The following is a 26,072-nucleotide window of genomic DNA, read 5'->3' as shown; positions in this document are numbered from 1 at the left end:
TCAGGCGACTGCCGTGGTTTTGAGGGTCGGACGGAAATCGAAATCGATCTGGTCGCTGATGCCCAGGTCCTGGGCCAGCTTATGCAGGCCGCTGTAGTCGCGCATGATGGTCGCGTTCTTGTTGCTCTCGCGGGTGTCGGCAATAATCAGCGCCGCCTCCTCGACCCCAAGCTGCGTCAGAATCGCCTCCCACATTGAGTAGTCCTGAGCGATAAAAGCACTTAGCGCCACCGACAGGTTGCGTGCGAAAAATTCCCGCTGGATGGGCTGCATGTTCGCGTACATGACCTTGGACACTTCGGCCAGCACCTTGCTGTGGGCGTATTCGTCACGGTTGTGCAGCTCGGCCACTCGGCGGTTCTGCGGCTGGATGGTCTGGTCGTCCGCCAGCAGGTCCAGATAGGCGTTGACGCTGATCTCGGCCACCACTGCAAAGGTGATCGCCGCCAGATCCCGCTGCCATTGCTCAGGCAGTGCTTCACGCAGGGCTTTCAGGCGCAGGTAGGTGACGGAGGGTGGCAAGTCCAGGTCCTGATCCAGCGCCCGATCCAGCTTGGTCCGCTCGATGGCGCGCAGGTGCATCAGCGTGTGGTAGTGCTCGTCGATCAGGGTCTGTTGCATGGCCTCGCGAAAATGCCAGTCATCCTTGCCCAGGTACTGATTGGCGATGACGCTCAGCGCCGGATTGACCACATGCTCCTCGGCGGTGACGGTGCGCAGGTTGTAGCCGATCCAGCCCCAGGTCACCACGCTGCTCTTGAGCTCGTCGCTCAAGGCCTGGAATTTCGGGTGGTGGAAAAACGGCACCATGCACTCCGGATAATCCGGGCGCGCCGGGTCGAATGCCTCGTTGACGACGCCTCTCTCCGGCGAACACACGGTGGCCCGTTTGGTCCACGCCTGGTTGAGCCGCACGATCAGTTGATGATCGACCTGGGCGATCTCGATTGCTGTCTGCATGACGCGATACCTGTAAGACGCGTACCCGCCAAGGGGTACGCCAAAAGAATGAAGGGCGCCGGAAAAATCAGGCCAGCCAATAGCGGGTCAGGTTGCGCGCCGGGTCAGTGTAACGACTGCGGGCGTGGATCATTCGCCAGTTGTCCCAAATCAGCAGGCATCCGTCGGGAATCAGCACCGGAACGTTGTGCTCGACGAAGTACGCTTCGCCGAGCACGGCAAACCTGGCCAGCGGCAAGGTGCTGTTGGTCACCAGTGATTGCTGCAACGCGTCCTTGGACGGGTTCACGTCGCCGTAGTGAAACTGGTTGTAGCTGAAGCGGAAAATATCCCCGTCTTCCGTAGGCGTGAGGATGTATTCCTTGACCCGCCGCTGTCCCGGCTCACCCGGTTTGGCGGTGGCGACAAATTCTACCGGCGTGTCATCCAGCCACTCACGCAGTTCTGGTTCACTGCGTTCCAGGGACTTGAGAAATTCGTAACCGTCCACCAAACCGGTGTGCCCGCCACCGCACGTGGCCTGTTTATGGCAATGCAACGCCAGGTAGCGCGGCGGCGGTCCGTACACCGGCGCTTCAGTGTGCGGGCCGATGCCGTTCATGCTCTGGGAATACGGCAAGTCTTCGTAACCCGGCTTGCGGGTAATGGGAAAGGCCATCTGGCCGTTGAACTGCGGAATGATCGGGCCGAACTCGCGCAAGGTGCCTACGACATCATCGGCAAATTCCTCCGGGGTCAGCACCGACCAGCCCAACGTCGACAGCTCTTCATGACGATGGCCGAGCGAAATGCAAGGTTGAGACGCAACAATCCCTTGGTCTGACATGATGAGATTCCTGACGGGTTATCCGGCGTTGACGGTTGAGGTGTACGCGGCGATGAAGTCGCGGCAGGCGTCGCCCGGTCGGTAGTGCTGTTCATCGATGCTCTGCACCGGGGTGATTTCGGCGGCGGTGCCGGTAAGAAAACACTCGTCGAAGTCGCCAAGTTCCGTAGGCAAAATCGTGCGTTCGACGACCTGGTAGTCCAGCGCCCTGGCCAGTTCGATCACGGTCTGGCGGGTGATGCCGTTGAGGAAACAATCCGGCAGCGGCGTGTGCAGCGTCCGGCCTTTGACGAAGAACACATTGGCGCTGGTGGCTTCGGCCACGTGGCCGCGCCAGTCGAGCATCAGCGCATCGTGGTAACCCGTGTTCTCGGCGTCGTGCTTGCTCAGCGTGGCGATCTGGTAATGCCCGGAGGCCTTGGCTTGGAACGGGCTGCTGCTCGGTGGTGGACGACGCCAGGTCGCGGTTTTCAAGCGGATGCCGAACATGCGCGCGGCCGGGTCGAAATAGCTCGGCCACTGCCAGCACGCGATGGCCACGTGCACACGGTTGAAACGCGCCGAGGTGGAAATCATCTCGCTGCCGCGCCAGGCCACCGGGCGCAGGTAGCCGTCGACGACCTTGTTGCGTTGCAGCAGTTCATGGCTCGCCGCCTCCAGTTCAGCCAGCTCATAAGGGATGGCAAAGTCCATCAGTTGCGCCGAGCGATACAAGCGCTCGCTGTGTTCGCGCAGCTTGAAGATCCTGCCGTTGTAGACCCGCTCGCCTTCGTACACGGTGCTCGCGTAATGCAGGCCATGGGTCAGTACATGCAACTGCGCCCGGGACCACTCGACGAACTCGCCGTCGAGCCAGATAACGCCCTCTCGTTGATCAAACGGGATACTGCTCATATCCATATCTCCCCATTGTTCATGAATTTTCCTACGCCGTTTCCAGCAACACGGGTATCAATTCCGGCACGGCAGTGAGCTCGGTCTGAAAGAAGAACGCACGCTCGCCGAAGGCCGGTTGCAGGTCATCGAACCAGGTCACTTGCGGATCGAAGCGCGCGTAGAACGTGCGCAACACCCATTGCGGATCGCGTGCCTGGAGGAACTGCAAGACGAAGACCTTTTCCCCGGCGACGGTCTCGATGCCGTTGATCAACACCTTGCCGTAGAAGGTGCTCATGGACGGCCCGCGCACTGTGCGCGCCAGCCCCGACACCGTGCGGTACGCCGCCTGGAAGATCTCGAAAGCCCGGGCCAGCGGCATCGCGAAGTAGTGGCTGGGGCCAGTGTCACGCTCGACGAACATGTAATAAGGCACGGCCCCGAGCCGCACCCCTTCGGTCCACAGCGCGGCCCAATCGGCGGGGTTTTCGTTGATGTGGCGGATCAGCGGCGCCTGCATGCGCACCGTCGCGCCTGTCGAGCGAATGCGCTCGATGGCCTGGCGGGCAATGGTCTGGCGGATCTCCACCGGGTGGTTGTAGTGGCCCATGATCGACAGGTTTTTCCCCGCCGCGACGATGCGCTGGAACAGCTCCAGCAGCTCAGGTGCATCCTTGTCGCTGACAAAACGCTGCGGCCAGTACGCCACGGACTTGGTGCCGATGCGGATGTTCTTCAGGTGTGGCAACGCCAGCAGCGGCTCGATGTAACCGGCCAGGGAGCGGGTGTTCATGATCATCGGGTCGCCGCCGGTAATCAGCACGTCGGTCACTTCGCTGTGCACCCTCAGGTAACTGACCAGCTCCTGGGACTCGCGGGCGTTGAACTTGAGTTCTTCTTCGCCGATGAACTGCGCCCAGCGGAAACAGAAGGTGCAGTACGCGTGACAGGTCTGACCGGCACCGGGGAAAAACAGCACGGTCTCGCGGTACTTGTGCTGGATGCCCGGCAGGACTTTGCCGTTGAGGGTGACTCCGTTGTGGGTCAACTGCCCGGCCGGATGCGGGTTCATGCGCCGCCAGATCGCCTCGATCCGACGCTTGATCGCCGCGCTGTCATCCAGCTCGATCAGTTGCTTGAGCGAGGCATATTCCTCCGCCAGCAACATGTCCTTGTGGGGAAAGGTCATGCGAAAAACAGGGTCGTCCGGAATGTTGTTCCAGTCGATCAGCGTGCCCAGCACGTATTCATTGGTGCGAAACGGCATGACCCGCGCCACCACGGTCATGGCCTCCTGCAACGCCGGCGTCAGCTTGTGCCAGTAGGGTGAGTCGCGGATGGTGCGTGAGTTGTAGGGTTTGTAGCGTTCGTGCTCCGACAGTCCTTGCATGGCCGCGCTCCTGGTGATTGCCCTGAGTGTTGTTACGCGATGGCCGGCGCTTTGCGCTCTATGTCCATCCACGCCCGGACGCTGTCGCGATCCCACTGGCGGCGCACATACGCCGCGAGCCGCGCCGGTACCGGATCGCCGTTGGCAACCAGTCGGTTGAGCATGATTGCAAGGTCCGTGTCGGCAATGCTCCAGTCACCAAACAGATGCTCGGCGCCCTCCTCCAGCAAATGCCCGGCGACAAAGAACAGGCGCGCGACGGCGGTTTGGGCCTCGTCGGACAGTGCGGTGTTTTTCTTGCCGAAGTACACCAGGTCAAACGGACGCTCCTTGCGCACCACCAGCAAGTCACTGCGCAACCAGGCCTGCAATTGGCGGGCACGGGCACGCTGCTGGAGGTCCTGTGGATAGAGTTTTTTATGCCCTGGGGTGAGTTCATCGAGGTATTCGGCAATCGCCGATGACTCCGACAAGGCAAAACCTTCGTGAACTAACGTTGGGATTTTGCATGTCAGCGAAAGATCGCGATAACTCGCCAGATAGTTTTCTCGTGCTTTCAGATCAACAGCAACAAGTTCAAATGAAAGTTGCTTTTCCTTGAGCGCAACAAAAGCAGACATCGCAAAAGCACTGACATAATCGGCGCCGACATACAGTTTCAGCTTCCTGTTTTCCATAGAACACTCCATTGACCAACTGCAGGGATTGACGTGCATTGGAAGTGATCGTAGTTAGTTGAATTGAGGCTGAATAGATACAGAATTTGCCCGTTTCAATCGATACAGAAAGTTGTTTTCCACCGACAGACACGCAGCCGAAATCCCGGCAAAAACGCTGAAACCGGCGATATCGGGACAGGTCTGAAAAACAAAAAAGGGAGCCGACGAAGGTGGGCTCCCTGGGTTGATGCGCTGGGAAATTACGGCTGGGTGGTGATCAGGCCATGGCTGTCGGCAAAATTCGAAAGCAATGCCATCTGCGGCATGTTGCTCATGTTCAGCATCGCCAAAGGCTCGTGTCTACTGGTGTTGACGAAGCCGTGCCGGGTCCACGCCGGTACCAGCAGCACATCGCCATTGCTGACGTTGACCCCGTCGGCATCGCCGAGGGTCAACACGCCACTGCCGCACTGGATGACAAACAGATGCCACCAGGAATGGGCATGGCCGTTGAGCGTCACACCGGGGTTCAGCCATTGCATGGCGATCGCCATGCCAGGCGTCACCTCACAGCCTTCAATGCTCTTGTCGTGAGCCAATGCGACAATATCAACGTCGCTGGCTTCAAGGGTCTGACGCATACCCGCCAGTTCAGTGCCTTTCCATACCTTGGGGCCTGGCGTTCGATGGTGCAGGCTCTGGCGAAAATCCTTATATGAAAAAAACGCACCTTGAAAGTTATCCATTCGCACGTCCTTTCTTGTTATTCCCAATACTTCAGCGCTAAACCTTAAGTTAAGGGTTCAGCGCTGTAAAGTCGGAAACAACTTACAAAACCGATGGGCGCAAGGCAGCGATCATGTCCACTTCTATCGCGGCACTCTTGGGTAACTGATAAACACCCACCGTGGTGCGGGTATGTTTACCGGCGTCGCCCAGCACATGGCTGAACACATCCGAGGCGCCGTTGGCCACTTCGCTCAAATCGACAAAGTCCGCAGTGGACTTCACATAGACCGTGACCCGGATCAATGACTTGATCTTGTCCAGCGAACCAATGGCATCGACGATCAACGCCAGCCCGCGCATCGCGCTGATGCTGGCGGCCGCTTGCGCATCGGCCATGCTGAGATCCAGCCCGACGCGGCCGGGGTAGTGGATCTTGCCGTTCATGCGCGGCACCAGGCCGCTGATGTACAGCTCATCGTGATGACGGATCAGCGGCGCGTAGTGGCCGCCAGCGGTGTTTTCGCCGTAGATGTCATAACCAAACTCTTTGGCCAGGGCGATGAAGCGTTCATCGCAGGTCATGTGCTGGATCATTGATCGAACCCTCTTGATCAGTAATGCAAAAAAACGGGTGCTTGCCGGCTCAACACACGGCGCGGGTGGCCGGTGCCAGGCAAGTCACCTCGATGCGTGACTCAATCACCTCGGCCAGCCGCAACAGGTCGTTGCTCAGTTGCCCGTAGTGTTCGTTAAACAGCACGATGTGGCCGATGAATGAGAAGTTGTCCTTGATCTGCGCGCTGACCGAGTCACCGACACGCTTGGCGTACTGGCCTTCCACCAGGTCGATACGCAGAGCGCGGGCCAGGGCCTCGATGTCAGGCGTTGCGCGCAGGATGCCGCCGGCCGGTGCCCTGAGCAGGCGTATGCCGCAGTAGCCGCGGGCCACTGGCTCGTGCTGCTCGGTCTTGCCTTCCACCGCCCAGCGAACCCAGCGTTCCCATGGGTCGAAATTGACGAAGGCGCGTTTGGCCAGGTCCCAGATGTGCATGCCGCCGGGGCGCATGTTGGTCTCCACGGCCGAGGTCAGGTTGTCGCTGCGCAGGAACACTTCGTTGTGCCAGGCGCCGTTGTCCCGGGACACCAGGCCCGACATATGCCGACCCGCTGCCATCAAACGCGCCTGTACCTCAGCCGCAAGCGGTGCGGGCACGACTTGCTGGATCTCTGCGCGGTAGGCGCCTTCGGTGGTGGTCTTTTCAGTCAGCCAAGTGCTGCCGGCCACACAGTCCCAGCTGTATTCCCGGGCGTTCTGCACCAGTTCTTCAAGGACGATGCCGCCTTCGCGGTAAGGCTTCAGGGCGAGCCAGGCGTCATCGCATTCCGAAGGGTGATGGATGACGCGACAACCTCTGCTCGCACCCTCGCAAGCCGGTTTGATGAAGGCCTTGCCACCCAGTTCGACGACGCGCTGACGCAGTTCCGACAGGCTTTCGACCCGTGCGGAAAACACTGGCCGGTATTCTTCGGGGGCGGTGCTGGCCGCCGCTTCGAGCTGGCGGAAAATCTGCTTGTCCAGGCCCGCCCGCGCTTCGCCTGGGGTAATGCCCGGCAGGCCGAAGTGAGTGGCCAGCGCTGCACCGAGCAGCACGCCGCGATCGGAGAACGGCAGTACGCCGATCAGCTTCCAGCTGTCGGCATTCAGGCACCCCACTATCAGCTCAAGGGACGTCGCCACATCGTCTTCGGCCAGTGAAGTGCTGCAGACGTGATCGGCCACCTGGTCGTCATGGGGCTGGATTTTCTCAACCAGCAGGATGAGCCTGGCGTTGTAGAGCGACTTGCACAGCAAGCGCAGTTTCTGGATGTCGTGAACCCGATTACCGTTGTAACCGACCACTACTACGCATGAAGTCGTATTCATAATGCCCCCGACCTGCAAAGTGAAAACCGCAACGGCGATGACTCAGTCATGCAACGACGCATTGGATTTACGGTTGAGCCAATACCAGGCCAGGATCCCTGCGGCACCGATGGCGGCCAGCACCAGCGCGTTGTACGGCGCCGGCACCACCCGCATGATCAACACGGTCAGCCCGGCCCCCACCCCCAGGGACACTTCCTTGACGAACATGTTGTTTTGCTTGACCGAGAAGTAATCGAGGTAGCTGAAGGCGCACTCGGCAATGGACAGCAGCGCCACCCAGACCAGCGCCCCGGCGAGGGTTTCGACGTGGAACGCGGCGGGCGAAGACAGCACGGCAAAGCCGCCGACGATGATCCCGATCACCGCCACGACCTTGAAGCGCCCGGTGCGCTCGATCAGCTTCATCACCGGCACTTGGGCGAACACCACCACGGCACTGTTGAGGATCAGCATCAAGCCGTACCAGGCCGGCAGCTCGCCGGTCTTGAGCAGGATCGCCTGTGGCAGGATCGAGAACACCCCGAACAGCTTGATGCCCATGATGATGCCGGCGATCACCCAGGGCAGTTTGTTGCCCCAGTTGCTGCCGACCTGAGTGGCCGGGCGGGCCAGCACCGGTTCGGTGGTGAAGGTTGCGCCGAGGGCGATCGGCAGGCACAGCAACACGAACGCCGCCGCGCCGAGGAAAAACATGGTTGGCGTGAGCAGCGGCGACAGCAGGATCAAACCGGCCACCAGGCTGCCCATGTTCATGGCCACGCGGTTGTAGGCCGCGCCTTCCTTGGTCTGGGCTGCTTCGCTCTTGATCAGGTAACCGGCAATGGCAATGCCGTAGGCAAACAATGCGGCAGCAAACATCACCAAGCCTTGATTGCTGGTCAGCGCCAGCAGCACCAGGCCAAGGCCGGCACAAAGCAGCGTGACGCTCAGGGAGCGGCGGCCAAGCACCAGTAAAGTCAGGGGCAACAGCAGCAATAAGGCGCGATATCCAAGGGCCAGAATGCTGTTGGTAGCGGTGTCGAGCCAGACGTTGGCCTTGCCCAGCACCGCGAACAGCGAGACGGCGGTGATGATCCGGATCGTGAACAACCGCAGGTTAATGACCGGTTTGGCTACCGCGACCGTTGTTTCGACACTCATGCAGCACCTCAGGAACCAGGTAAACGCCCGCCGACAAAGGCCGACCTTCAGAAAAGTCTGTAAGGGCATGGTAGAGAGAGAGGCTTGTCCTGATCAGGGCAAGTTCGTATAGAATCCAACGAACTTTACTGCCGGAGAGACCAGTAAAATGCAGGTTCAACGCGCAGTCATTGCCGCCATTGAGTTCCAGCCCGGCGTGCCGCTGGTGCAGCAGATCGTCGATCAGCTGACCCAGGCCATCAGCACCGGTGGCCTGCCCCACGGCGCCAAGCTGCCGCCGATTCGCGAACTCTCCGACTTGATGAATGTGGGCAAGTCCACGGTGGTCGATGCGTTGGACCGCATGCGGGCCAAGGGGCTGGTGGTGTCTCGCCAGGGCTCCGGGCATTACGTGCATCGCTCCGAAGCGGCGCTGAAAAGCGGCACCGGCCCGGACCTGCAACCCCAGGACACCCTGAGCGTGATACGTCGCGCCTTGCTGCTGGACAACGGCACGCTGCGCCCCGGCTGCGGTTTTCTGCCGACCTCGTGGCTACCCGCCGAAGAATTGCAGAAAGCCGTGCGCAGTACCCTGCGAGCGACGTCGTTGCGCATGGGCGAGTACGGCGTGGCCGGCGGTTACTTGCCGTTGCGCCAGGCCCTGCGGGTCAAACTGGCGACCTTCGGCATCGAAGCGCCGGTGGACCAGATCATCACCACCGCCAACACCATGCAGGCCATCGACCTGCTGATGCGCCTGCTGGTCAAACCCGGCGACACCGTGCTGCTCGACGACCCCTGCTACTTCAACATGCACGCCAACCTGGCGTTGCACGGGGCCAAAGTCATCACCATCGCCCGGGATTGCGACGGCATGGACCTCGACGCCTTCGAGCAACTGCTGATCACCCACAAACCCGTGCTGTACATGACCAACAGCACGCTGCATAACCCTACCGGCCACTCGTTCACCCCGGCTCAGGTCTACCGCTTGCTGGAACTGAGCCACCGCCATGACTTGCACATCGTCGAAGACGATCTGTACTGCGACATCCAGCAACGCCGCACACCGCGCCTGGCCGCCAGCGGGCTGGACAACGTGAGTTATGTGTCGGGCTTCTCCAAGACCCTGACCGCCAACAGCCGCGTCAGCTACACCGTGCTCTCGCCACAACTGGCGGCACGCATGGTCGCGCTGAAAATGGCCTGCGGCGGGGTAACGTCGGAGTTGGCGGAGCAGATCACCTGCACCATGCTCAGCGACGGCAGCTATGCCAAGCATGCGCGGCGCACGGTGGATCGGTTGTATGAATCGAACAGCCGAGTGGCGAGTTGGTTGGCGGAGGCTGGGTGTTCGCTTTCCTCGCTGCCCGGCGAAGGCGTGTTCATCTGGGCACGGTTGCCGGAGGGCTTGCATGCCGAGAACCTGGCTCGTCAGGGGCTGGAGAACAATATGGTATTGGCGCCGGGTACCTTGCTGAGCAAAGCCCCGAACGCCAGCCAGTTCCTGCGCTTCAATGTGGCTCACAGTGACAGCTTGCAGGTGCGGGAGCGGTTTTTCCGGTTGCTCGACACTGGCCAAAAATAACCGACACGCCTCAAATCCTGTGGGAGCGGGCTTGCCCGCGATGGGGCCGTCACATCCAGCATCAATGTCGCCTAACACACTGCCATCGCGGGCAAGCCCGCTCCCACAGGGTCTGCAGTGTCCCGGCCATCCCCGGCCACCAGATCGCTACGATTGCCGACCTCATCCTTGCCCGCTAACTTCGCCCGGTCGCTGCCAATTCAGCGACCGGGCCTGAGAACCCGGGTAAGATACGGGCGCACAAGCGCCACCAATCACGATTGCCGGCGCTTTTTTTATGCCAGTACATTCGTGCAATGGCGGCTGTGCGTGGGAGACCTTCGGGTCTGCCGGATTCCTGTATCTCCGGTTTCTCAGCCCGCGCATAGCTGCCACCCATTCGCCTGAGAACGAACGTGGTAGCTCTCAACTTGATTCGGGAGCTTTACTCATGAATGCTATTGGTCTGTCTGCTTCAAACGTCATTCACCACCTACCAACCAACAGGAGGTGAAGCCCAATGACCATTCCCCAAGACCTCAAAACCATCGGCCTCACCCCCTTCTCCTACCACGTCAACGAACCCCTGTTCCGCATCAATGCCGGCGTCCCGGTAACCGAAGCCCTCTACCACGCCTCCGACCTGCTCCACCTCGCAAAACTGCTCGCCTCAGACGCAGCCATGGTTCGCGACTCCGACCGACACGCCTGGGCCTCGCACTTTTTGCAGGACATGAGCAAGGCAATCATCGATGACGTGGTTAAGGTGCTCGATGCACCGTGTAACAACCGCGCGTGAATGAAAAAGCCCCGCGTTTCGTTTGAAACGCGGGGCTTTTCAGATATTCGACGATGTGATCAGACGACTGCCAGTCGATCAACCATATCCGGAAACTTCTCAACCAACCTGATCAGCAAGGCGGCCTGAGCATTGGGCTTCGACTTTTCCTGCTCCCAGTTTCTCAGGGTGCTGGGACTGGTTCGAATTCGCTTGGCGAAAACAGCCTGGGACATGTGTAGCTTTTCCCGTAGCGCAACGATTTCTTGCGCCCCCACCTCAGGTGCAGGGATGTCCTCCACAACCGTATTGCGCAATGTAATCTTGCCTTCGCGTTGAGCCGCCATCTCATCAACGCCCTGCATCAACTCTGCAAACAGGTCGCGTTTTTTCATGGGGTACCTCGTTTTTTCAACTCTGTCTCTATGGCTTTCTTGAGCACCTTCTCTTGGTCGGCGGTCAAATTCTCAAGCTCATCTTTGTCATAAATTGCAAACATCCAGAACTGGCCATCATTCATAAGCCAATAATAGATAACCCGCAAGCCACCTCGCCTACCTTTACCTCGGCGTCCATCAGCCCAACGCAGCTTTCGGAAACCGCCTGTTCGAGGCATGACATCACCCGCTTGCGGGTTCAACTGCATGTGCGACTGCAACGCACGATACTCATCGTCCGTCAGATAATTACCAACGGTAGCAGTGAAAGATGTGGTTTCGAAGAATACGGTTCGCATTAGCCAACTATAAGCAAACTGCCTATAGTCAGGCAACCATCGAAACATCTACCTGACGAGCAGCCCTTGCGACTTACCCCCAACAAAAAGCCCCGCTCTTCTCTCGAAGGCGGGGCTTTTCTTTACAGCATCCGACGCTTAAGGCGCGTACGTCAGCAGCAACTCGCTCGGCACTTTGAAGTCCAGGGACATCATCACGCTCAACGCGGTAATGGTGAAGATCGAGAACACGAACAGCTTGCGTGCCCAGACCGTGTCATCCACTGCCTTGTAGCCGGTCCAGGCCATGTACAGCCAGTACATGCCCATGGCCGCGGCGACGGCGAGGTAGCTCATGCCGGCGTAGCCGCTGAAGGTCAGCATCAAGGTCGCCACGAGGAAGGCCAGGATGTAGATCAGGATGTGCTTCTTGGCCACCTGGATGCCGCGCTTCACTGGCAGCACCGGAATCGATGCGGCCAGGTAATCGTTGAAGCGGAAGATCGCGATGGCGTAGGAATGCGGCATCTGCCACAGGCTGAACATCACCAGCAGGGTCAGCGCGGCCATGTCGAAGGTGTTGCTGACTGCGACATAACCGATGACCGGCGGCATGGCGCCCGACAGACTGCCCACCAGCGTGCCGTGAACCGACTTGCGCTTGAGGTACAGGCTGTAGAAGCCGACGTAGATCACGAAGCCGATGACCGCGAACAACGCGGCCAACGGGTTGGCCACCTTGTACAACAGGGCAACGCCGGCGACACCCAGGACGGTCGCATAGATCAGGGCGAGTTTCAGGGAGATCAAGCCCTGGACCAGCACGCGGTTCTTGGTGCGTTCCATCTTCAGGTCGATATCGCGGTCGATGCAGTTGTTGAACACGCAACCGGAGGCAACCACCAGGGACGTGCCGATCATGGCGGCCAGGAAGATGGCCAGATCGACATGCCCTTTGGAGGCCAGGAAAAATCCGCCTGCCACAGAAAGCACGTTACCGAAAATGATCCCCGGTTTGGTGATTTGGATAAAGTGCTTAAGGGACATGCGGATCTACCTCACTTCGCCATCATGAACGTGTGGATGCTGAACATGATCCACAGCGACAAGCCAACCAGCAGGACGATCACGATCGCGGCAAAGACAAACGCAATCACGTTGTTACGCTGCGCGGCCGAACGGTCCAGGTGGAGGAAGTACACCAGGTGCACCAGCACCTGGATGACTGCGAACGCGACGACGATCATCAGGGTGATCGACTTCGGCAACGTCGGGTACATCACAAGACCGAACGGGATCAGGGTCAGGATCACCGACAGGATGAAACCGATGCCGTAGGACTTGACGCTGCCGTGACCGGCGTCGTGGCTGTCATGGCCATTTTGGGAATGAGCTGCGTTAGCCATTTACATAGTCCCCATCAGATAAACAACGGTGAATACGCAGATCCACACAACGTCCAGGAAGTGCCAGAACAGGCTCAAGCAGCTCAGACGGGTCTTGTTGGTCGCCGTCAGGCCGTTTTTCTGCACCTGATACATCATGATCGCCATCCAGATCAGACCGCTGGTCACGTGCAGACCGTGGGTGCCGACCAGGGTGAAGAACCCGGACAGGAAGCCGGAACGGCTAGGGCCGTAGCCCTCGGAGATCAGCATGTGGAACTCGTTGATCTCCATGCCGATGAAGCCGGCACCGAACATGAAGGTCAGGGCCAGCCAGCCCAGGACCTGCTTCTTGTTGCCACGGAAGAACGCCAGCATGGCGAAGCCGTAGGTGATCGAACTGAACAGCAGCAGAGCGGTTTCGCCCAGTACGTATGGCAGTTCGAAGATGTCGTGGCCCGACGGGCCACCCGCTACGTTGTTAACCAGTACCGCGTACGCCGCGAAGATCGATGCAAACAGAATGCAGTCGGTCATCAGGTAGAGCCAGAAACCGTATACGGTCATCTCGCCCGAGTCGTGGTGATGGTCATCATGCCCATGTCCATCGACATGGGTGTGTCCAGCATTGGTCACTAAGTTCGACATGGTTTAAGCCTGTTCCAACGAGGTTTCAACACGGGTGGCGGTGGCCGGGATTTTCCCTGCCGCTACCAGACGCTTGTGCTGCTCGGCTTCGATGCGCTCGATCACGTCGACCGGCACCATATAGCCTTGATCATCACGGGCCGCGTGGATCACGAAGTAGATCACGGTGCCAGCCAGGCCAGCGATTGCCAGCCACCAGATGTGCCAGATCATCGCGAAACCGAACACGGTCAACAGAGCACCCATGACCACACCGGTCGCGGTGTTGTTTGGCATGTGGATCGGCTCGTACCTGGCCGGGGCCTTGTACGCGGTGCCGTTTTCCTTGGCCTCGGTGAACGGGTCGACAACGTCGGCTTTCGGCAGCACAGCGAAGTTGTAGAACGGTGGTGGCGACGAGGTCGACCATTCCAGGGTGTGTGCATTCCACGGGTCGCCGTGTTCGCACATGTTTTCCGGCTTGTTGCGGTCACGCACGCTGACGTACAGCTGGATCAGCTGGCAAGCGATACCCACGGCGATCATCACCGCACCGAACATGGCGACGTACAGGTACGGCACCCACTCAGGGTTGGTGGTGGCGTTCAGGCGACGGGTCATGCCCATGAAGCCCAGCGCGTAGAGCGGCATGAACGCGACGAAGAAGCCGCTGATCCAGAACCAGAATGCTGCCTTGCCCCAGCCTTCGTGCAGCTTGAAGCCGAACGCTTTAGGGAAGTAGAACGCGAAACCTGCGATGTAACCGAATACCGCACCGCCGATGATCACGTTATGGAAGTGCGCGATCACGAACAGGCTGTTGTGCAGAACGAAGTCGGCACCCGGGATGGCCAGCAATACGCCGGTCATGCCGCCGATGGCGAAGGTCACCATGAAGCCCAGGGTCCACAGAACCTGGCTGGTGAAACGCAGACGGCCCTGGTAGATGGTGAACAGCCAGTTGAACAGCTTCACACCCGTCGGGATGGAAATCAGCATCGTCGCCAGACCGAAGAAGGCGTTGACGCTGGCACCCGAACCCATGGTGAAGAAGTGGTGCAGCCAAACCATGAAGCCCAGGATCGAGATCGCGCCCGATGCGTAGACCATCGAGTGGTGGCCGAACAGTTTCTTGCCGGTGAAGGTCGAGATGACTTCGGAGAAGATACCGAACGCTGGCAGGATCAGGATGTACACCTCAGGGTGACCCCACGCCCAGAACAGGTTCACGTACATCATCGGATTGCCACCAAGTTCATTGGTGAAAATGTGGAAATCCATGTAACGGTCAAGCGTCAGCAGTGCCAGGGTAGCGGTCAGGATCGGGAACGAAGCCACGATCAGGACGTTGGCCCAGGTGCAGGTCCAGGTGAAGATCGGCATGTCCATCAGCTTCATGCCTGGGGTACGCATTTTCAGCACGGTGGCCAGGAAGTTGACCCCCGTCAGCGTTGTCCCTAGACCCGATAGCTGTAGCGCCCAGATGTAGTAGTCCATCCCCACGCCAGGGCTGTATTGCAGGCCCGACAGTGGTGGATAGGCAACCCAGCCGGTCTTGGCGAATTCGCCGACGCCCAGGGACAGGTTGATCAGCACTACGCCGGAAACCAGCAGCCAGAAGCTCAGGGAGTTCAGGAACGGGAAGGCAACGTCACGCGCGCCGATCTGAAGCGGCACTGCAAGGTTCATCAGGCCGGTGAAGAATGGCATCGCCATGAAGATGATCATGATCACACCGTGAGCGGTGAAGATCTGGTCATAGTGTTCAGGTGGCAGGTAGCCAGGCGAACCCTCGGTGGCCATGGCCAGCTGGGTACGCATCATGATGGCGTCGGCAAAGCCGCGCAGCAGCATGACCATGGCGACGATGATGTACATCACGCCGATTTTCTTGTGGTCGACCGACGTCAGCCACTCGGTCCACAGGTAGGTCCACTTCTTGAAGTAGGTGATTGCAGCGAACAGCGCCAGACCACCGAGCGCGATCATGGAGATGGTTATCATCACGATCGGTTCGTGGAACGGGATCGCTTCCCAACTTAATTTACCAAACATCGTTTACTCCTCTGCCCCGGCAGCTGAATGCGAGTTCATGTCCATTCCTTGCGTAGCGGCCACTTCTTTCTCTTCTTTCTCGTGCTTCACTTTCGGACCCGGTTTCATGCCTTCGTACTTGTCGACGATGGTCTGGAACAGGTTCGGCGTCACCGAGGAGTAGAGCTCGACTGGGTTGTTCTGGCTCTGCTTGGCAAGGGCTGCGTATTCAGCTTGTTCAAGCTGTTTAGGTGCCTTTTTGACTTCACTTACCCAGGCGTCGAAATCTTCCTGGGAAGTTGCGATTGCCTTGAATTTCATGCCGGTGAAACCAGCGCCGCTGTAGTTGGCGGAGATACCGTCCATTTCAGCGTTTTCGTTGGCGATCAGGTGCAGTTTGGTCTGCATGCCAGCCATCGCGTAGATCTGGCCGCCCAGCGCAGGGATGAAGAACGAGTTCATCACGGCGTCGGAAGTGATCTTGAAGTTGATCGGGGTGTGCGCCGGGAACACGATCTTGTTGACCGTGGCGATGCCTTGTTCCGGGTAGATGAACAGCCACTTCCAGTCCAGCGCGACCACTTCGATGGTCACCGGCTTCACGTCGGATTCCAGCGGCTTGTACGGGTCAAGGGCGTGGGTCGACTTGTAGGTGACGTAACCCAGGGCAATGATGATCAGCACTGGAACAGCCCACACCGCGATCTCGATCTTGGTGGAGTGGTTCCATTTCGGGGTGTAGGTAGCGTTGGTGTTGGACGCGCGGTATTTCCAGGCGAACAGGAAAGTCATCACGATGACCGGAACCACGACCAACAGCATCAGCAGCGTTGCGGTGATGATCAGGTTTCGCTCGTCCAGACCAACCTGGCCCTTGGGATTGAGCAAGGTCATGTTGCAGCCTGACAGCAACAACGTGCCGATCAGCGGCAATAAGCCTAGTAGTCTGGGGTACCTGTTTTTACTCATCTCACGACCTCTAAAGCAGCTTGCGCAATGCAGTTGGGTTTTGATCGCCAACACTTCACCCTGCCAAGGGTTGGCATTTTTCTTGGATTGAATAAGGGCATGCCCGTCGTGCGTCAGACGCTGTACGACAAATCCCGGGCCTGCGGTGAGTTCTTATTCGAATACGTGGTCAAAGGCCTTGTTACAGACCAATTCCATTTGGTGCGGGTAGTTGGAGGCTCCGACACCTGGGAATCGCATGAAGCCACCAGACCTCTCGACACCCTGTTTCTGCTCACCCCTGGTTAAGATTTGAGCAGTGCCGGGAATTCAGTGCGGGCGATTGTAGATATGTAATGTTTTATAAACCATGTCTCATCCCGAAATAATTTTTATCCGAACCGGCAACAATCATTAACCGTTTTCGCAAAAGTGGCGCATCTTATCGAAATTCATTCTCAACAAAAACACCAAAATAAGTAGGTCTTCCACCCACGGTTCAGACAGTATCGTGTCCCTCTTCTCTGCCCTTGACCTTGCCCAAGGCCCGATATGACGGGGGCTCTGGCCATTCGCCAGAGCCTGTTAAAACTGCCTGTTCGTGCCCGCAGTGGAAAAAACTGCAAGCCTGCAAAACAGCCCAATTTCGTTACGCTTCCATGCACCAATCCGGCTTCCTCGAACGCCCTGCGACACTCGCTCTGTGACAACATGTCGCACACGTGTCGCACCCTTGATTGCCGCCCGTCACGGTCTTTTTACTCGGCCTCTGAAATGTGCTCTGCAAGACAAAAAAAGCCCCGGCCCTCTCTGCGAGGACCGGGGCGTTTTTGTCCGACAATGCGTGGCGGCAGATGACCTCAGCGCAGCGCTTTGCGGTTACGCGAGGTCAGCAACGGCACCAGCACCACGATCAGCACGAAGGCGACCAGCGCCCACTGCGCCAGCGACAGACCAAGGATCGGCGGGTAGGGCGTGGAGCAGAAACCATCGACCTGGAAACCCAGCGGGAAGATCTTCGCCAGCGGCAAGTCATCGACAATCGGTTGCAGCACATCGATGCCACAGCTGACCGCCGGATAGAACTGCGTAAAGACGTGATGCCCGGCAACGCCTGCACCTGCCACTGCACAGATCACCACCAGGGTTTCAAACACCGTGATGCTGCGACGGCTGCGCATGGCCGCGCCGATGAAGGCAAAGATCGCGATCAGCAGCAACGCGTAACGTTGCAGGATGCACAGCGGGCAAGGGGCCTCGCCCAGAACAATTTGCATGTACAGCGCACCGCCGATCAGCGCCAGGCAAATGATGCCCAACAACACCAGGTAGCGCCGTTCACGCCCCAACCGCATGGATTCATCGCTCATCGCGTTTCCCTTCAAGATATCGATTGCCCGCCAGTCTACACGCTGGCCCGGACCTTTGAGAGTCTGGAGCATGTGAGGGGGATTCGGGGGGAATAGACGATAAGGCGGTTAAGAAGGGATTAACTTTCTGACTTTTTTCAATTCAGGATCGAGGTGTGGCATTCGCGAGCAGGCTCGCGATGAAAGCGACGCGGTGAGCCTGCTGACCCACCGCGCCAACCCCTTACTCCAGCGCCGCTGCCGGCCCGAAGAACTCATAGCGGCTTTGCTTCTCCGGCACACCCAGTGCCTTGAGGTGGCGCTTGATGGACGCCATGAAACCCTTCGGCCCCAGGAAGTAAACATCCAGGTCACGCTGCTCCGGCAGCCATGCATGCAACTGCTGCTGGCTCAACAAACCGACCTTGTGCGCCGCCGGGCTCACGCCGTCGTCCTCGGAGTAGCAATAGAAACGCTTGAGTTGCGGGTGACGCTCGGCCAGGCCATCGATCCAGTCGCGGAAGGCATGGACGCTGCCGTTGCGCGCGCAGTGGATGAAATGCACCGGCCGCTGGGTCTCCAGCGCCGCTTCGAGCATCGCCAGGGTCGGGGTGATGCCTACGCCACCGCTGATCAGCACCAGTGGCTTGTCGCTGGCGGTCAGGACGAACTCGCCCGACGGCGGGAACAACTGGATGCTGGCGCCGACCTGCAACTGGTCGTGCAGGAAGTTGGACGCGCGGCCACCGTCCTCACGTTTGACGCTGATGCGGTACTGGCCTTTTTTCGCCAGCGCCGACAGCGAGTAGTTACGACGGATCTCTTCACCGTCGAGGATCAGTTTCATGCCGATGTACTGGCCGGGTTCTGCCACCAGGATCGGACCTTTGTCCGCAGGTTCAAAGTAGAACGAGGTGATCTCGGCGCTCTCCTCCACCTTACCGGCCACGATGAATTCCCGCGCCCCGCGCCAGCCGCCCGGTGCCTGTTCCTTCTGGTCGTAGATGCTGGTTTCGGCACCGATCAGGATGTCCGCCAGTTGACCGTAGGCCGCGCCCCAGGCAGCGATCACTTCCGGGGTGGCGATCTCTTCGCCCAATACTTCGGCGATGGCCCGCAACAGGCAGCTGCCGACAATCGGGTAGTGCTCAGGCAGGATCTGCAGGGCCACGTGCTTGTTGATGATCTTGGCCACCAGGTCGCCCAACTGGTCGAGCTGGTCGATATGGCGCGCATACATCAATACGCCGTTGGCCAACGCACGCGGCTGATCACCACTGGTCTGGTGGGCCTGGTTGAACAGCGGGCGGACTTCCGGGTATTCGGAGAGCATCATGCGGTAGAAGTGCGTGATCAGCGCCTCACCACCGCTTTCGAGCAGCGGTACGGTGGATTTGACGATGGCACGGTCTTGAGCGCTCAGCATAAGGTGACTCCTGGTCTTCTTGGGTTGCTAACGGATTACCCTATGCTTATCAGCTTTCGTGCCAACTATTTAATCGCTACAAATCAACAAGTTAACAACTTAATAGTCATTTAGACACGACCTGATTTATAGTCATACCGACTACACGGAGTCACTATGACTGCAAAATCCCTGCTCACTGCCCTGCTCCCCCTGGTCTCCGACCTGTCCCGCGAACTGCCCGAGGGTGAGCGTTATCGCCGCCTGCTGGAAGCCATGCGCGCCCTGCTCCCGTGCGACGCCGCCGCCCTGCTGCGCCTTGATGGTGAATGGCTGGTGCCGCTGGCCGTCGACGGCTTGAGTACCGACACCCTCGGTCGGCGTTTCAAGGTCAGCGAGCACCCGCGTTTCGAAGCGCTGCTCAGCGGCCCCGGCCCGACCCGTTTCGCTGCCGACAGCGACTTGCCTGATCCCTATGACGGCCTGGTCGATGGCCTGGATGAACATCTGGAAGTCCACGACTGCATGGGTTGCCCGTTGTTCATCGACGAGCGCCCCTGGGGTCTGCTGACCCTCGATGCCCTCGACCCGGAGCGCTTCGAACCGATCGAACTGGATGCCCTGCAAGCCTTCGCCAGCCTCGCGGCGGCCACGGTCAACGCCGCCGAGCGCATCGAACGGTTGAACAACCGGGTTGAAGATGAACATCAGCGCGCCGAGGTCTACCGCCAGGCCAGCGGCCAGCAGAATCGCGAGATGATTGGCCAGAGCAAGGCCCACAAGCGTCTGGTCGAAGAAATCAACCTGGTGGGCGGCAGCGACCTGACCGTGTTGATCACCGGCGAAACCGGGGTCGGCAAGGAACTGGTGGCCCAGGCCATCCATGCCGCCTCGCCCCGCGCCGACAAGCCGATCATCAGCCTCAACTGCGCCGCGCTGCCCGACACACTGGTAGAAAGCGAGTTGTTCGGCCACGTCCGCGGCGCCTTCACCGGGGCGATGAACGACCGCCGCGGCAAGTTCGAACTGGCCAATGGCGGCACGCTGTTCCTCGATGAAGTCGGTGAGTTGTCGCTGACCGTGCAGGCCAAGTTGCTGCGTGTGCTGCAGAGCGGTCAACTGCAGCGACTGGGTTCGGACCAGGAGCATCGGGTCGACGTGCGCCTGATCGCGGCGACCAACCGCGACCTCGCCGAAGAAGTGCGCAGCGGCCGTTACCGCGCCGACTTCTACCATCGGCTCAGCGTTTATCCGCTGCTGGTGCCGGCCCTGCGCGATCGCGGGCGCGATGTGCTGCTGCTCAGCGGTTACTTCCTGGAGCAGAACCGCTCGCGCATGGGCCTCAACAGCCTGCGCCTGAACAGCGACGCCCAGGCCGCGCTATTGGCCTACGACTGGCCCGGCAATGTGCGCGAGCTAGAACACTTGATCGGCCGCAGCGCCTTGAAAGCCTTGGGCAATTGCAAGGAACGGCCGAAGATTCTCAGCTTGAGCGCAGCCGACCTGGACTTGCCCAATGCCAGCGTTGAAGCCGCTGCCGAGCAACCCGCCGCCACCATCATGCAAGCGGTCACCGGCGACTTGCGCGAGGCCACCGAGCATTATCAGCGTCAATTGATCGCTGCCTGCCTGGAGAGGCACAACAACAACTGGGCAAGCGCGGCCCGTGAGCTAGGCTTGGATCGGGCAAACCTGGGGCGGATGGCCAAAAGGTTGGGGATGAAGTGATGGCGTTCTACCACTCACTGAATTACTAAAGCCTGCCCCAAACAAGTCGATAACCCGGCATCGAAGTCATTGGCGATCCCGGGATTGCCAGCCACCTTTTTCCAGAGAAGGTTCAAATGTCCTCCACAAAAGCCCGCGCAGATTCACTTTCGCTTCTGCTGTTTACCTTGCGCAGTGGCAAGCTGATGGCGATCAACCTGCTCAAGGTCAGTGAAATCATTCCCTGCCCGCCGCTGACCAGGCTGCCGGAGTCGCACCCCCACGTCAAAGGCATAGCCACCCTGCGCGGCGCCTCGCTGTCGGTGATCGACCTCAGCCGTGCCATTGGCGAGCGTCCGCTGGAAGACCCGAACGGCGGCTGCCTGATCGTCACCGACGTCAGCCGCTCCAAGCAGGGCCTGCACGTGCAGGCCGTGAGCAAGATCGTCCATTGCCTGACCACCGACATCCGCCCGCCGCCCTTCGGCTCTGGTGGTTTGCGTGCCTACATCACCGGCGTGACGTCGGTCGATGGCACCCTGGTGCAAGTGCTGGACATCGAAAAAGTCATCCATGGCATCGCCCCGGCACAAATCGAAATGGCGCCGACCGAACTGAGCATGGAGGACGCCGAACTGCTCGGCAACGCGCGCATCCTGGTGGTCGACGACAGCCAGGTCGCCTTGCAGCAATCGGTGCACACCTTGCGTAACCTTGGCCTGCAATGCCATACCGCCCGCAGCGCCAAGGAAGCCATCGACTGCCTGCTGGACCTGCAAGGCACCGCGCAGCAGATCAACCTGATCGTCTCGGACATCGAGATGTCGGAGATGGACGGCTACGCCTTCACCCGCACCCTGCGGGAAACCCCGGATTTCGCACATCTTTATGTACTGCTGCATACCTCGCTGGACAGTGCGATGAACGCTGAGAAAGCACGACTGGCCGGGGCAAACGCGGTGCTGACCAAATTCTCTTCGCCAGAATTGACCCAGTGCCTGATCACTGCGGCCAAGGCTGTCGCCGAACAAGGTTATTGAGTGTTGACCGAAGACTTCTGCTGGCTGATGCGGCGCGACCTCTCCGTCGTCGTGCCATCCCCCGATTGGCCATCCGGCCTGCAATTGAGCGAGTACCGCCCCGAACTGGGCGCCGCCGTGCACCGGTTGATGGAGTTCGGTTATCTCGACGGCGGTGGTCGCGTAGCGGCGCTGGAGATGTGGCAACGGCAGTTCGAAACCGACCCGGAATATGACGCGGCCCTGTGCTTCATTGCCCTGGATGCCGAAGAAGTGGTGGGTGTTTGCCAGTGCTGGACCAGTGCTTACATCAAGAACCTGGTGGTGCATCCACGGTTTCAGGGCCGGGGGTTGGGCCGTGCGCTGTTGTTGCAGGCGTTCATGGTGTTCCAGCAGCGGCGTGAAGGCTTCGTGGACCTGAAGGTACGTGAAGACAACCTTCGGGCGCGGCGCTTGTATGAAAGCGTCGGGATGCGCACGGTCCGCCGGGAGCCGGTGCCACTCTGACAAACCGCCATCGCGAGCAAGCTCGCGATGGGGCCGACACAACCACCTCAAAACCTTCAGGCATACTCACCTTTCGGTCACAGCACCAAGGATGCCTGAACCATGAAAGCAGCAACCCTGACTATTCTCTGCCTCACTGCCCTCGCCTCCCAGGCCCACGCCTCCAGCCCCGGCGCCTGGGCCACCTACGATAAAGCCGTACTCACCAGCTGCACCAAGGCCAGCGGCCTGAAGGACAGCAAACCGGTCGGCAACGCCGCGCAGTTCGATGACCGGGTCGGCTATACCGCGCTCCTGCTCCAGGGCCAGTACCCGCAAAAGCACATGAAAGGCGCACAAGGCACCGAGTTGTGCCTGTACAACAAAAAGAGCAAAACCGCGTACGTCACCGAATGGGACTCTATCCGCCCGGCCGGTAAGGCAAACTGAGTGGCGCATAACTTGCTTCGATAGTGGCCTTTGCGGCGGCATTCTGTCGCCGTTTCATGCCCTGTGATGCGAACGAACGCTCAATGAATACGACTTTTTCCTGTGTAGGCTGCGGCAAATGCTGCAACGACCACCATGTGCCCCTGACCCTGGGCGAAGCCCGGATGTGGGCAGCTGACGGCGGTCAGGTGATCGTGCTGGTGGAGGCGTTTCTGGGCAATGGCCTGGGTCTGCCGGTGCACCAACGGGAACACGCCGAACGCCGTTCGGCGGTGGTGTGCAGCGGTGAATCCGAGGCGTACGTGGCCATCACCTTCGCCGCCTACAATGTCGGCCCCTGCCGGAATCTTGACGAAGACAACCTCTGTCGCATCTACGAACGACGGCCGCTGGTGTGTCGTATCTATCCGATGGAAATCAATCCGCACATACCACTGAACACAGCGGTGAAGGAATGTCCGCCTGAGTCGTGGGAAAAAGGACCGGACCTGATTGTCGGTGGTGAGTTGGTCGACCGGGAATTGTCGGAATTGATCCTGCGCTCCCGCCAGGCGGATCGTGATGACATTCTGATGAAGGACGCGATTTGTGCGTTGCTGGGGATTCGCACGACGGCCCTGAAGGGCGACGGGTTTACCGCTTATCTACCGGATATGACGGAGTTCGCCGCAATCATCGACGACCTGGTTGGGCAAACGTTGCCGCAATGGGACAGCGAATGGCTGTTTCATGTGTCGGGGGATGATATTGCCGGGCAAGTGCTGGCCACAGGTGCGCAAGTGGCGGCGGATGCGCCGGCGAATTACTCGTTTATTTCGTTGCGGGCGGTTTGATTCAACAGATGTGTTGCCTGTAGCGGCCCCATCGCGAGCAGGCTCGCTCCCACATTTGATCGCATTCTCATTGCAAGAACGCAGTCTCCTTGTGGGAGCGAGCCTGCTCGCGATGACGGCAGGCCAGGCACTACAAACCTGAAGCCTTAGCGCTTACCCATCGACCGACGAGTCCCCGGCGGAGCCATGCCCGGCGTCTTGGTGTGGCCGTTCTTGGCGCCGTTCTTGTACCACGGCTGGTTGGAATCCTTGGCGGCCGCCAGATCACCCGGCTTGAACGGGAATTTGAAGGCCGGGATCTCGGCTTTGGTTTCGCTGTCGGCGCTGGAGTCGACGCTGTCTGGCAGCTCTGCCTGCACGTCGCTCAGGGCGTCGGCGATCGGCGGTTGTTTCGGGGAAGTCATGAAAGCTCCGGGTGGTGCATTAATTGTCGGGCCCAGTGAGCGGGCCGCATGCCACAGTATAAGAAGTGCGGCAGTATAACTGGATGAAGCACCGCAAGCTGCAAGCTTGCACTGACCGCCTGACGACTCGCACAAATCCCGTGAAGAATGTTAGCGTGCTCATCATTCTTCACCGCCCGACGAGCCCGCCCCACATGAAAAAGACTGTCCTGGCTTTCAGCCGCGTCACCCCGCAAATGATCGAACGCCTGCAACAGGATTTCGACGTCATCGTGCCGAATCCGAAAAACGGCGACATCAACGCCCAATTCAACGAAGCCCTGCCCCAGGCCCATGGCTTGATTGGTGTAGGCCGCAAACTCGGTCGTGCGCAGCTGGAGAACGCCGCCAGCCTGGAAGTGGTGTCCAGCGTCTCTGTGGGCTACGACAACTATGATCTGGCCTACTTCAACGAACGCGGGATCATGCTGACCAATACGCCGGATGTGCTCACCGAAAGCACCGCCGACCTGGCGTTTGCCCTGTTGATGAGCAGCGCCCGTCGCGTCGCCGAACTGGATGCCTGGACCAAGGCCGGGCAATGGCAGGCCACTGTCGGTGCGCAGCTGTTCGGTTGCGATGTGCACGGCAAGACCCTGGGCATCGTCGGCATGGGCAATATCGGTGCGGCCATCGCCCGACGCGGTCGCTTGGGCTTCAACATGCCGGTCATCTACAGCGGCAACAGCCGCAAGACCGAGCTGGAACAGGAACTCGGCGCACAGTACCGCAGCCTCGATCAATTGCTGGCCGAAGCTGATTTCGTTTGCCTGGTGGTGCCGCTCAGCGAGAAAACCAAACACCTCATCAGCCATCGTGAACTGGCGCTGATGAAGCCGAGTGCCATTCTGGTAAACATTTCCCGCGGCCCCGTGGTGGATGAACCGGCGCTGATCGAAGCGCTGCAAAACAACCGCATTCGTGGTGCCGGGCTGGACGTATACGAAAAGGAACCGCTGGCCGAGTCGCCACTGTTCCAGCTGAAAAATGCCGTGACCTTGCCGCACATCGGCTCGGCCACCCATGAGACTCGCGATGCCATGGCCAACCGTGCCCTGGCCAACTTGCGCAGTGCCCTGTTGGGGGAACGACCGCAGGACCTGGTCAACCCACAAGTCTGGAAGGGTTGAAAAAACGGGCAGGCGTTATCAGCACCTGCCCTTTAATGCCAAGAATAAAGCAGTATTAATCTCAACCTGTCAGAAAGCTGTCTGAATACACACCCTGCAATTCAGTCAATAAACAAACGATAAAACCACACGCTAGACTCTCCTTACTTACCCCGGCACAACTGGAACAATAAAGGAGATCATCACATTGAATCAACTTACGACAAATCAAGTTATACGCTTCAGCAAAGCCACACTAATGTTATTCATAAGCATTTTTGGATTGCTGGTGATGTACAGCAACTTTTCAGACTACGCAACCAACTACGAAAACATCAGTAACATCCTGAGCATGGAGAGCACAGGTGACGACGGGAGGTACAGCTACAGGGCCATTACCTCGCACATGCTCCATCACCGCATCTACTGGCTCATCATTACACTTGAGGTTATCTACACGCTCTTTTTCATGATCGGCACCTGTTATCTTTATAAAAACCTGAATAGCAGCGCAGAAGAATTTCACGAGGCCAAGAAGCCCGCGATCATTGGACTGCTCATTGCACTCCTGCTTTACTATGTCGGCTTTCAAGTGATCGGTGTGGAATGGTTCAACATGGACCAATCACAAGCCTGGAGTTACAAAGACTGGACCCGGCATATTGTCGATTTCATACTACCGCTGATGATTTATATTGCGATCAAAGTCGAGCACTGAGGACTTCAGCGCT

The 26,072-nt window shown here is 59.2% G+C and carries 29 protein-coding genes; 10 read left to right on the top strand and 19 right to left on the bottom strand.

The genetic code is table 11. The annotated features are described in order from the left end of the window. The 9 genes from AABM52_RS04725 to AABM52_RS04685 form a co-directional block, all read right to left on the bottom strand. Positions 1-960, bottom strand: a complete 960-nt coding sequence (locus tag AABM52_RS04725; RefSeq protein ID WP_347910733.1) for a diiron oxygenase — start codon at positions 958-960, stop codon at positions 1-3. Positions 961-1,027: 67 nt separating this feature from the next. Continuing rightward, positions 1,028-1,786, bottom strand: coding sequence for a TauD/TfdA family dioxygenase (locus tag AABM52_RS04720; protein WP_347910732.1), 759 nt, complete (start codon positions 1,784-1,786; stop codon positions 1,028-1,030). Between the two features lie 18 nt (positions 1,787-1,804). After that, positions 1,805-2,680: a branched-chain amino acid aminotransferase gene (locus AABM52_RS04715; RefSeq protein WP_347910731.1), complete on the bottom strand. Its 876-nt coding sequence runs from the start codon at positions 2,678-2,680 to the stop codon at positions 1,805-1,807. Positions 2,681-2,711: 31 nt separating this feature from the next. Beyond that, positions 2,712-4,052, bottom strand: coding sequence for a lysine 2,3-aminomutase (locus AABM52_RS04710; protein ID WP_347910730.1), 1,341 nt, complete (start codon positions 4,050-4,052; stop codon positions 2,712-2,714). Between the two features lie 32 nt (positions 4,053-4,084). Continuing rightward, entirely contained in the window at positions 4,085-4,729 is a 645-nt protein-coding gene (gene yfcF / locus AABM52_RS04705; protein WP_347910729.1) for a glutathione transferase, read from the bottom strand. Positions 4,730-4,971: 242 nt separating this feature from the next. Then, positions 4,972-5,457, bottom strand: a complete 486-nt coding sequence (locus AABM52_RS04700) for a cupin domain-containing protein (RefSeq protein ID WP_347910728.1) — start codon at positions 5,455-5,457, stop codon at positions 4,972-4,974. Between the two features lie 82 nt (positions 5,458-5,539). Then, a complete protein-coding gene (locus tag AABM52_RS04695) occupies positions 5,540-6,034 on the bottom strand; it encodes a RidA family protein (protein ID WP_347910727.1) in 495 nt (164 codons plus the stop codon). 49 nt (positions 6,035-6,083) lie between these two features. Next, positions 6,084-7,364, bottom strand: a complete 1,281-nt coding sequence (locus tag AABM52_RS04690; RefSeq protein WP_347910726.1) for a biotin carboxylase — start codon at positions 7,362-7,364, stop codon at positions 6,084-6,086. A 42-nt stretch (positions 7,365-7,406) separates the two neighbouring features. Continuing rightward, positions 7,407-8,507 (bottom strand): hypothetical protein, encoded by a 1,101-nt coding sequence (locus AABM52_RS04685; RefSeq protein WP_347910725.1) that lies wholly within the window; start codon positions 8,505-8,507, stop codon positions 7,407-7,409. 148 nt (positions 8,508-8,655) lie between these two features. Here AABM52_RS04685 and AABM52_RS04680 point away from each other — a divergent pair, with 148 nt between their 5' ends. Both AABM52_RS04680 and AABM52_RS04675 read left to right on the top strand, forming a co-directional pair. Continuing rightward, positions 8,656-10,074 (top strand): PLP-dependent aminotransferase family protein, encoded by a 1,419-nt coding sequence (locus AABM52_RS04680; protein WP_347910724.1) that lies wholly within the window; start codon positions 8,656-8,658, stop codon positions 10,072-10,074. A gap of 499 nt (positions 10,075-10,573) precedes the next feature. Beyond that, positions 10,574-10,852 carry a DUF3077 domain-containing protein gene (locus AABM52_RS04675; RefSeq protein ID WP_347910723.1) on the top strand — a complete coding sequence of 93 codons (279 nt, stop codon included), beginning with the start codon at positions 10,574-10,576 and terminating at the stop codon, positions 10,850-10,852. Positions 10,853-10,911: 59 nt separating this feature from the next. Here AABM52_RS04675 and AABM52_RS04670 read toward each other — a convergent pair whose 3' ends face one another. From AABM52_RS04670 to cyoA, 7 genes are all read right to left on the bottom strand, one after another. Further along, positions 10,912-11,226 carry a DNA-binding transcriptional regulator gene (locus AABM52_RS04670; protein WP_007970375.1) on the bottom strand — a complete coding sequence of 105 codons (315 nt, stop codon included), beginning with the start codon at positions 11,224-11,226 and terminating at the stop codon, positions 10,912-10,914. Then, positions 11,223-11,567, bottom strand: coding sequence for a hypothetical protein (locus tag AABM52_RS04665; RefSeq protein ID WP_033047368.1), 345 nt, complete (start codon positions 11,565-11,567; stop codon positions 11,223-11,225). Before AABM52_RS04665 ends, AABM52_RS04670 begins: the two co-directional genes overlap by 4 nt. Before the next feature lie 138 nt (positions 11,568-11,705). After that, positions 11,706-12,593, bottom strand: a complete 888-nt coding sequence (cyoE, locus tag AABM52_RS04660) for a heme o synthase (protein WP_223459108.1) — start codon at positions 12,591-12,593, stop codon at positions 11,706-11,708. 11 nt (positions 12,594-12,604) lie between these two features. Next, on the bottom strand, positions 12,605-12,952 hold the full coding sequence (gene cyoD / locus AABM52_RS04655; RefSeq protein ID WP_223459110.1) for a cytochrome o ubiquinol oxidase subunit IV: 348 nt from the start codon (positions 12,950-12,952) through the stop codon (positions 12,605-12,607). Beyond that, positions 12,953-13,579 (bottom strand): cytochrome o ubiquinol oxidase subunit III, encoded by a 627-nt coding sequence (locus AABM52_RS04650; protein ID WP_108218274.1) that lies wholly within the window; start codon positions 13,577-13,579, stop codon positions 12,953-12,955. Positions 13,580-13,582: 3 nt separating this feature from the next. Then, positions 13,583-15,613: a cytochrome o ubiquinol oxidase subunit I gene (gene cyoB / locus AABM52_RS04645; RefSeq protein ID WP_347910722.1), complete on the bottom strand. Its 2,031-nt coding sequence runs from the start codon at positions 15,611-15,613 to the stop codon at positions 13,583-13,585. A gap of 3 nt (positions 15,614-15,616) precedes the next feature. Continuing rightward, a complete protein-coding gene (gene cyoA / locus AABM52_RS04640) occupies positions 15,617-16,561 on the bottom strand; it encodes a ubiquinol oxidase subunit II (RefSeq protein ID WP_347910721.1) in 945 nt (314 codons plus the stop codon). Between the two features lie 27 nt (positions 16,562-16,588). Here cyoA and AABM52_RS04635 point away from each other — a divergent pair, with 27 nt between their 5' ends. Next, a complete protein-coding gene (locus AABM52_RS04635) occupies positions 16,589-16,849 on the top strand; it encodes a hypothetical protein (RefSeq protein ID WP_102669135.1) in 261 nt (86 codons plus the stop codon). Positions 16,850-17,400: 551 nt separating this feature from the next. Here AABM52_RS04635 and AABM52_RS04630 read toward each other — a convergent pair. Further along, positions 17,401-17,910, bottom strand: a complete 510-nt coding sequence (locus AABM52_RS04630; RefSeq protein WP_347910720.1) for a disulfide bond formation protein B — start codon at positions 17,908-17,910, stop codon at positions 17,401-17,403. 223 nt (positions 17,911-18,133) lie between these two features. Next, positions 18,134-19,315: an NO-inducible flavohemoprotein gene (gene hmpA, locus AABM52_RS04625; RefSeq protein WP_347910719.1), complete on the bottom strand. Its 1,182-nt coding sequence runs from the start codon at positions 19,313-19,315 to the stop codon at positions 18,134-18,136. A 156-nt stretch (positions 19,316-19,471) separates the two neighbouring features. Between hmpA and norR the strand changes: the two genes are divergently transcribed. The 5 genes from norR (at position 19,472) to AABM52_RS04600 (ending at position 23,789) form a co-directional block, all read left to right on the top strand. Further along, the gene (gene norR, locus AABM52_RS04620; RefSeq protein ID WP_347910718.1) at positions 19,472-21,022 is read left to right on the top strand and encodes a nitric oxide reductase transcriptional regulator NorR; all 1,551 of its coding nucleotides are present in this window, start codon (positions 19,472-19,474) and stop codon (positions 21,020-21,022) included. Between the two features lie 116 nt (positions 21,023-21,138). Beyond that, complete coding sequence (locus AABM52_RS04615; RefSeq protein ID WP_007970363.1) at positions 21,139-22,041, top strand: chemotaxis protein CheV; 903 nt, start codon at positions 21,139-21,141, stop codon at positions 22,039-22,041. A 27-nt stretch (positions 22,042-22,068) separates the two neighbouring features. After that, positions 22,069-22,527, top strand: coding sequence for a GNAT family N-acetyltransferase (locus tag AABM52_RS04610; protein ID WP_347912583.1), 459 nt, complete (start codon positions 22,069-22,071; stop codon positions 22,525-22,527). A gap of 102 nt (positions 22,528-22,629) precedes the next feature. Next, entirely contained in the window at positions 22,630-22,956 is a 327-nt protein-coding gene (locus tag AABM52_RS04605; RefSeq protein ID WP_347910717.1) for a hypothetical protein, read from the top strand. An 83-nt stretch (positions 22,957-23,039) separates the two neighbouring features. Beyond that, positions 23,040-23,789: a YkgJ family cysteine cluster protein gene (locus AABM52_RS04600; protein ID WP_347910715.1), complete on the top strand. Its 750-nt coding sequence runs from the start codon at positions 23,040-23,042 to the stop codon at positions 23,787-23,789. A gap of 146 nt (positions 23,790-23,935) precedes the next feature. On the opposite strand, the gene AABM52_RS04595 is transcribed toward AABM52_RS04600, so the two are convergent. Beyond that, a complete protein-coding gene (locus tag AABM52_RS04595; RefSeq protein WP_347910713.1) occupies positions 23,936-24,193 on the bottom strand; it encodes a hypothetical protein in 258 nt (85 codons plus the stop codon). 194 nt (positions 24,194-24,387) lie between these two features. On the opposite strand from AABM52_RS04595, the gene AABM52_RS04590 reads away from it, so the two are divergent. Continuing rightward, positions 24,388-25,362 (top strand): D-glycerate dehydrogenase, encoded by a 975-nt coding sequence (locus AABM52_RS04590; RefSeq protein WP_347910711.1) that lies wholly within the window; start codon positions 24,388-24,390, stop codon positions 25,360-25,362. A 187-nt stretch (positions 25,363-25,549) separates the two neighbouring features. Next, a complete protein-coding gene (locus AABM52_RS04585) occupies positions 25,550-26,059 on the top strand; it encodes a DUF2165 domain-containing protein (RefSeq protein ID WP_347910709.1) in 510 nt (169 codons plus the stop codon). The last annotated feature ends 13 nt before the right edge of the window (positions 26,060-26,072 follow it).

This window comes from Pseudomonas grandcourensis, assembly GCF_039909015.1.
Taxonomy (GTDB): Bacteria; Pseudomonadota; Gammaproteobacteria; order Pseudomonadales; family Pseudomonadaceae; genus Aquipseudomonas; species Aquipseudomonas grandcourensis.
The sequence above is the reverse complement of the archived record's forward strand: the minus strand, read 5'-3'. Positions and strand labels throughout refer to the sequence as shown.